General features: G+C 73.9%; 7 protein-coding genes. 4 read left to right on the plus strand and 3 right to left on the minus strand.

The window, feature by feature from the left end; all coding sequences use genetic code 11:
* Positions 1-42: 42 nt before the first annotated feature.
* Positions 43-543 (minus strand): transcription elongation factor GreA, encoded by a 501-nt coding sequence (gene greA, locus ACFU7Y_RS36850; RefSeq protein ID WP_207811066.1) that lies wholly within the window; start codon positions 541-543, stop codon positions 43-45.
* A 329-nt stretch (positions 544-872) separates the two neighbouring features.
* Positions 873-1,286 carry a DUF4307 domain-containing protein gene (locus ACFU7Y_RS36855; RefSeq protein ID WP_224279820.1) on the minus strand — a complete coding sequence of 138 codons (414 nt, stop codon included), beginning with the start codon at positions 1,284-1,286 and terminating at the stop codon, positions 873-875.
* A 244-nt stretch (positions 1,287-1,530) separates the two neighbouring features.
* Here ACFU7Y_RS36855 and mca point away from each other — a divergent pair, with 244 nt between their 5' ends.
* From mca to ACFU7Y_RS36875, 4 genes are all read left to right on the plus strand, one after another.
* On the plus strand, positions 1,531-2,436 hold the full coding sequence (gene mca / locus ACFU7Y_RS36860) for a mycothiol conjugate amidase Mca (RefSeq protein WP_224279822.1): 906 nt from the start codon (positions 1,531-1,533) through the stop codon (positions 2,434-2,436).
* Between the two features lie 49 nt (positions 2,437-2,485).
* Positions 2,486-2,677, plus strand: coding sequence for a hypothetical protein (locus tag ACFU7Y_RS36865; RefSeq protein WP_224279824.1), 192 nt, complete (start codon positions 2,486-2,488; stop codon positions 2,675-2,677).
* Positions 2,678-2,842: 165 nt separating this feature from the next.
* A complete protein-coding gene (locus tag ACFU7Y_RS36870; protein ID WP_380770970.1) occupies positions 2,843-4,885 on the plus strand; it encodes a thioredoxin domain-containing protein in 2,043 nt (680 codons plus the stop codon).
* A gap of 65 nt (positions 4,886-4,950) precedes the next feature.
* A complete protein-coding gene (locus ACFU7Y_RS36875) occupies positions 4,951-5,841 on the plus strand; it encodes a GNAT family N-acetyltransferase (RefSeq protein ID WP_224285296.1) in 891 nt (296 codons plus the stop codon).
* Here ACFU7Y_RS36875 and ACFU7Y_RS36880 read toward each other — a convergent pair.
* A complete protein-coding gene (locus tag ACFU7Y_RS36880) occupies positions 5,763-6,206 on the minus strand; it encodes a hypothetical protein (protein ID WP_374120170.1) in 444 nt (147 codons plus the stop codon). The genes ACFU7Y_RS36875 and ACFU7Y_RS36880 overlap by 79 nt on opposite strands.
* Positions 6,207-6,971: the final 765 nt, after the last annotated feature.

Here is a 6,971-nt window from a genome sequence, read left to right on the forward strand (position 1 = left end):
AGTCCTGGACCTCCGCGGCCGCCCTCGTGTCGTGCGGCCGGGTCAGCCGGCGTGCGGCACGACCTTGACGATCTTCACCATGGCCGGCTTGCCGTTCGGCAGCTCGTAGGTGGCCTCGTCGCCGATCTGCTTGCCGTCGATCGCGCGGCCCAGCGGGGACTGCGGCGAGTAGACGTCCAGGTCGTCGGCGCCCGCGACCTCGCGGGAGGCGAGCAGGAACTCCATGAGGTCGTCCTCGTCGCCGTCGAAGGCGACCGTGACGACCATGCCCGGGGCCACCACGCCCGAGTCGGCCGGTGCCTCGCCGACCTTGGCCCGCTCCAGCAGCTGGGTCAGCTGGCGGATGCGCAGCTCGTACTTCCCCTGCTCCTCCTTCGCCGCGTGATAGCCGGCGTTCTCCTTGAGGTCGCCCTCCTCGCGCGCCGCCTCGATCTTCTGGGCGATCTCGATGCGCCAGGGCCCGGTCAGGTGGTCCAGCTCGGCCTTGAGCTGGTCGTAGCCGGCCTGAGTGAGCCAGGTCACGTTCTCACTGGTCTGGGTCACGGGTGCTCCTCGTAGGTGCTGGGGCTGTGCTGAGGGTGTGAGTCGTCAGCAGGGGTGGTGGTGATATCGGTCTCAACTACAAAGCAACGCCCGCTCCCGTACCATCCGGTGCGGAAGGGGCGAAACCACGAGCCTAACAAGTCCTGCTGACAAGCGGGAGAGGCATTGGCGCGCCATTGACGGTGGCGTGACGCCGGGGTGTACGGCAACGGGGTGCGGGACCCTCTACGGATGCCCGCTCTCCGGATCGAATATGCGCGCTACGGGGGACGGGTGCACTGCTCAGGGCGCACACCGCCGGGCGGGGGTGCACGCTGCTCGGGTGCGCGCTACTTGGCCGGGGTGCAGCCGAGCAGCTCGGCGGTGGTGCCGCGCGAGGTGGTGCGCAGGGTGACCACCGCGTCGTAGCTGGAGCCGGCCGCCGGGACCGGGAAGTCGGCCACCCCGACCACCCCGTGGTCGTCGCCCTGCGAGCGGACCGTGCAGGTGCCGGCCTGCCCGTCGCTCTTGCGCACGGTGAGGTGCAGCTGGACCTCGGAGTCGGAGAGCACCTGGAAGGTCGGCACCGAGCCGTTGATCTTCGACTCGCGCAGCAGGTAGGAGCCGCCCAGCCAGGCGATCAGGCCCAGGCCGAGCACGCCGCAGACCGCGCCGATCACCTTCAGGCGGCGGTCCGAGTCGCGGTCGCCGCCGCGGCCGTAGCGCCCCTCGGGCAGACCGGTGGCGGTGGTGTCTGCACTCATCGGACTCCGTCCTCTCCTGGGGGGAGGGGCCGCGCGGGTGGTGCGGGGGAATGCGACGCTCCTCCAGTCCGTCACTATAGGAGGGGCACGCCCGCGGCCGGTCCGGCGGGGGCAGGGCTCGGCCGCGCCGGCGACGTTCCGCGGCCCGGCCCCGCGGCGACGCGGTCCCGAAGTGAGCGGTTCGTACGGTGGGCAGACCCGGACTTCGCGGAACGCCCGACGAGTGTGGAAGGAACGCAAGGCGTTGACTGAGCAGTTGCGACTGATGGCGGTGCACGCCCACCCGGACGACGAGTCCAGCAAGGGCGCGGCCACCATGGCCATGTACGTCGAGCAGGGCGTGGACGTGCTGGTGGCCACCTGCACGGGGGGCGAGCGCGGGTCGGTCCTCAACCCCAAGCTCCAGGGGGACCCGTACATCGAGGAGAACATCCACGAGGTGCGCCGCAAGGAGATGGACGAGGCGCGGGCGATCCTCGGCGTCGAGCAGGCCTGGCTGGGCTTCGTGGACTCCGGCCTGCCCGAGGGGGACCCGCTTCCCCCGCTGCCCGAGGGCTGCTTCGCCCTCCAGGACGTCAAGGAGGCGGCGGAGCCGCTGGTCCGGCTGATCCGCGAGTTCAAGCCGCAGGTCATCACGACCTACGACGAGAACGGCGGCTACCCGCACCCGGACCACATCATGACCCACAAGATCACCATGGTGGCCTTCGACGCCGCGGGCGACCCGGACGCCTACCCGGAGGCCGGTGAGCCCTGGCAGCCGCTCAAGCTGTACTACAACCACGGCTTCCCGATGGGCCGCATCCGGGCCCTGCACGAGTACCTCACCGAGCACGGCCACGAGTCGCCGTACGGCGAGTGGATCGAGGGCTGGGAGAAGAGCGGCCGCAAGGAGCGCGAGATCACCACCCGGGTCCACTGCGGCGACTGGTTCGAGACCCGTGACCGCGCGCTGATCGCCCACGCGACCCAGATCGACCCGGACGGCCCGTGGTTCCGCGTCCCGCTGGAGGTCCAGCGGGAGGTCTGGCCCACCGAGGACTACGAGCTCGCCCGTACCCTGGTCGACGTGGACCTGCCGGAGGACGACCTGTTCGCCGGCCTGCGCACCCCCACCCTGGCGGTCGAGGCCGCCGACACGCGCGACTGAACCACCCCCCGATGGCCCGGCTCCCCGTGAGCCGGGCCACCATAGAGATATGAGTGCCTCCGTGAACCTCGTCCACCTCGCCGCTGACCTCGCCGTCGACGACGCCAAGGTCACCCCTGGCCTCCTCGGCTTCCTCGTCTTCGCCGCCCTCGGCGTCGCGACCTGGTTCCTGGCCAAGTCGATGAACCGGCAGTTCAAGAAGGTCGACTTCGTCGAGCAGCCGGAGGCCCCGAAGGAGTGAGCCGCCGGCCCCGCCCGCGGTGACCCCCGGGCTCCGGCCGTGTCGCCGACGGACTCCGCCGCCCGACCCAGACCGGGGCACTCGGGCGGATGCGCACCTTCGACGCCGGCCTCCGGACCGTCCTGACCTGCCGCGCGCCGGCGCCGGATGCGCGAGGATGGGGGCATGCCGAACCGTCTCGCGGACGCGACCTCGCCGTACCTGCTCCAGCACGCCGACAACCCCGTGGACTGGTGGCCCTGGGGGGTGGAGGCCTTCGACGAGGCGCGGCGGCGCGGCGTGCCGGTGCTGCTGTCGGTCGGCTACTCGGCCTGCCACTGGTGCCACGTCATGGCACACGAGAGCTTCGAGGACGCCGGCCTCGCCGAGTACCTCAACGAGCGGTTCGTCGCCGTCAAGGTGGACCGGGAGGAGCGGCCGGACGTCGACGCCGTGTACATGGAGGCGGTGCAGGCCGCGACCGGGCAGGGCGGGTGGCCGATGACGGTGTTCCTCACCCCCGACAAGGAGCCGTTCTACTTCGGCACCTACTTCCCGCCGCAGTCCCGGCACGGGATGCCGTCCTTCCGGCAGGTGCTGGAGGGCGTGGACGCCGCCTGGCGGGACCGGCGGGAGGAGGTCGGCCAGGTCGCCGGACGGATCCGGGCCGACCTGGCCGAACGGGCCGCCGTCTACTCGGCCGGCGCCCACAACCCGCCCGGAGAGGCGGATCTGCACCAGGCGCTGGTGACCCTCAGCCGGGACTTCGACCAGAGCCGCGGCGGCTTCGGCGGCGCGCCCAAGTTCCCGCCGGCCATGGTGCTGGAGTTCCTGCTGCGCCACCACGCCCGGACCGGCTCGGAGGCGGCGCTGGAGATGGCCGTCCGCACCGGCGAGGCGATGGCCCGCGGCGGCATCCACGACCAGCTCGGCGGCGGCTTCGCCCGGTACGCGGTGGACGCCGGCTGGGTGGTGCCGCACTTCGAGAAGATGCTGTACGACAACGCCCTGCTGCTGCGGGCCTACCTGCACCTGTGGCGGTCCACCGGATCGGACCTGGCCCGCCGGGTCGCACTGTCCACGGCGGACTTCCTGCTGCGCGAACTCCGCACGCCCGAGGGCGCGTTCGCCTCGGCGCTGGACGCCGACAGCCTGGACGAGGAGACCGGGCAGTCCGCCGAGGGCGCCCACTACGTGTGGGAGCCCGGGCAGTTGGTCGACCTGCTCGGCCCCGCCGACGCGGCCACCGCCGCCCGGCTGTTCACCGTCACCGCCGAGGGCACCTTCGAACACGGCACCTCGGTGCTCCAACTCCTCGCCGACCCCGAGGACTTCGCCGCGTACGAGACGATCCGGGCCCGGATGGCCGAGGCCCGGGCGGCGCGCCCCGCCCCGGCCCGGGACGACAAGGTGGTCGCCGCCTGGAACGGCCTCGCCATCGCCGCCCTCGCCGAGACCGGTGCGCTGCTGGACCGCCCCGACCTGGTCGAGGCCGCCGAGCGCGCTGCCGACCTGCTGCTCGCCGTCCACCTCACCGCGGACGGCCGGCTGCTGCGCACCTCCCGGGACGGCCGGGCCGGGACCAACGCCGGTGTGCTGGAGGACTACGCGGACACCGCCGAGGGCTTCCTCGCGCTGTACGCCGTCACCGGCGAGTCCTCCTGGCTCCAGCTGGCGGGCGGCCTGCTCGACACCGTGCTCAAGCACTTCACCGACGAGGCCTCCGGCGCGCTCTACGACACCGCCGATGACGCCGAGGAGCTGATCCGCCGCCCGCAGGACCCGACCGACAACGCCACCCCGTCCGGCTGGACGGCCGCCGCCGGCGCCCTGCTCACGTACGCCGCGTACACCGGCTCCGACCGGCACCGCACGGCCGCCGAGCGGGCCCTCGGCGTGGTCGGCGCGCTCGCCGGCCGGGCGCCGCGGTTCATCGGCTGGGGCCTCGCCGTCGCCGAGGCGCTGCTCGACGGGCCGCGCGAGGTCGCCGTCGTCGGCCCGGACGGCGACCCGGCCACCGCGGCGCTGCGGCGGGCCGCGCTGCTCGGGACGGCGCCGGGGACGGTGGTCGCGGTCGGCACGCCCGGAGGGACCGAGGTGCCGCTGCTGGCCGACCGGCCGCTGGTCGACGGGGCGCCCGCGGCGTACGTCTGCCGGCACTTCGCCTGCGACGCCCCGACCACCGATCCGGCGGCACTGGCCGAGAAGCTGGGCGTGGCGGTCGCATAACGGGCGTCCCGGCGGCGGCCGGATAATCGTTGGCGAACACGTCCGGCTCCGGTCCACGATGGGCCATGACCTGGACTTTCAGCACCTCCCTCGACGAGTTCCGGGAGGAGGCGGGGGCCTTCCTGGCCGCCCGCCCCGCCGAGAACACCGTCCTGCTCACCATCACGCACCGGCTGACCGAGTCCGGCCCGACCGTGTTCGGCGAACCGCCGGTCTTCGGCTGGTGGCGGGCCGAGGAGGGCGGCCCGGTCGCGGGCGCCTTCCTCCAGACACCGCCGTTCGACCCCCGGCTCTCCTTCATGCCGCCGGCCGCGGCCGCCGAGCTGGCGATCGGCCTGGCCGCCGCCGGAACCGGGTTCACCACGGTGACCGGGGTCGGCGGCGGCTCCGAAGCGGTCCGCGCCTTCGCCGACGCCTGGACGGCGGCCACCGGCACCGAGCAGTCCGTCCGCTTCGACGAGCGGCTCTACCGGCTCGGCGAGTTGGCCGGCCCACCGCGCCCGCCCGCAGGCCGCCACCGGCTGGCCGAACCGGCCGACCGGGAACTGGCGATCCGCTGGTACGAGGAGTTCCTGGTCGAGGCCGAGGTCGAACTCCCCGACGTCCCGCGGGCGGTGGACGAGCGGATCGCGAACGGCTGCCTGCACCTGTGGGAGGACGACGGCCGCCCGGTCGCCCTGGCGGGCAGCAGCCCGATCCTCGTCGGCATGTCCCGCATCGGCCCGGTCTACACCCCCACCGGGAGCCGCGGGCACGGCTACGGCACCGCCGTCACCGCCGCCGCCTCGGCCCACGTCCTCGCCCACGGCGCCACCGAGGTCCTGCTCTACACCAACCTCGCCAACCCGACCAGCAACTCCATCTACCAGCAGATCGGCTACCTGCCGGTGGAGGACTCCCTGATCGTGGACTTCCGCGCCCCCCAGCGGAGCCGCGGGGCCGTCAGGCGTCCTTGATCGGGTGCGCACCGGCCACCTTCGTCCCGAAGGGGTCGGTGGCGGCCGCCGTGGCGGGCGCCGGCAGGTGATCGGCGTTCTGGTACGTCTGCGCGCAGGTGGTGGGCCTGGTCGCGGCGGATGCGGCCGGGGCGGCAGTTCTCCTCGGCGCGGACGCCGACGCGGGTGATGTCGCTGCCGGGGTCGCCCTGGTAGAGGGCGAGGTAGCGGTCGATGCCGTCCCGGTCGGCGCGCAGGGCGTGCTGGGAGTCGCGGCGGGTGAGCCGGCGGTCGGGGCCGACCCGGATGCGTTCGATGTGGGTGATGGTGTGCAGCCCGGTGTCGCGCGGGCCGGCGAGGGTGGCGAGCAGGCCGTCGACGGCCACGGCGGGGGAGATGAGGTCACGGTAGGGGCGGACGGGCGGGCCGGCCGGGGTGGGGCCGGCGGCGCGGCGAGGGCCGAGCAGCCGGGTGAGGGAGTGTTCGGGCAGGTCGAGGACCTCTTCCAGGGCGGCGACGGCGCGCAGTGACTCGGCGCGTTCGGGACGGCGGCGGCCCTGTTGCCAGTAACTGAGACTGGTGAGGCCGACGTTGACGCCGCGCAGCGCGAGGTGGCGGCGGATGCGGTGCAGGGCGAGGCCCCGGGCGGAGATCGCGGTGCGCAGGGCGAGGTGGAAGGGGCCGGTGCGCAGGGCGGCGGCGAGGTCGGCTGGGTCGCTTTTGTGGATGGCGGTCTCCTGGGGGCGGGCGGTCCGGCTCGCGGCCGGCTCGGACGGACCGGCGTTTGACCGTGAATATTCACATCGGCGCGGCGGTTTGTCACCGGTCCGGGCCCGCTGCGCGGGGTTTTCCGGGCGGCGTCCACATCCACGTCGGCCTGTTCACACCTCGGTCCCGGCCCCGTCGACGGCCATAGCGGTACGGGGACAAGCTGCCCGGCTCGGCGTACGACCGGGCGGGCGAGGGCGGCGGCTACCAGGTGGACGCCGCGCCGCGCTCCGCAGCCGTGGCGGAGGCCGCGGGTGGCGGTTCGGCGCTGCCGGCCGTGACGGCGGCGGCCGCCCTGGGGGCCACCGCGCTGGCGGGCGCGGGTGCCGTGCTGCGGCGAAGGACAGGTGTCCGCCGCGGCTGACGGCGGGCGGGGCCCGGCC

Source organism: Kitasatospora sp. NPDC057542 (genome assembly GCF_042801945.1).
Taxonomy (GTDB): domain Bacteria; phylum Actinomycetota; class Actinomycetes; order Streptomycetales; family Streptomycetaceae; genus Kitasatospora.

What these genes read in the sequence shown, in the direction of transcription:
- ACFU7Y_RS36875 (WP_224285296.1), top strand. Translation starts at nt 4,951, where the DNA reads ATGACCTGGACTTTCAGCACCTCCCTCGACGAGTTCCGGGAGGAGGCG.
- ACFU7Y_RS36865 (WP_224279824.1), top strand. Translation starts at nt 2,486, where the DNA reads ATGAGTGCCTCCGTGAACCTCGTCCACCTCGCCGCTGACCTCGCCGTC.
- ACFU7Y_RS36870 (WP_380770970.1), top strand. Translation starts at nt 2,843, where the DNA reads ATGCCGAACCGTCTCGCGGACGCGACCTCGCCGTACCTGCTCCAGCAC.
- ACFU7Y_RS36855 (WP_224279820.1), bottom strand. Translation starts at nt 1,286, where the DNA reads ATGAGTGCAGACACCACCGCCACCGGTCTGCCCGAGGGGCGCTACGGC.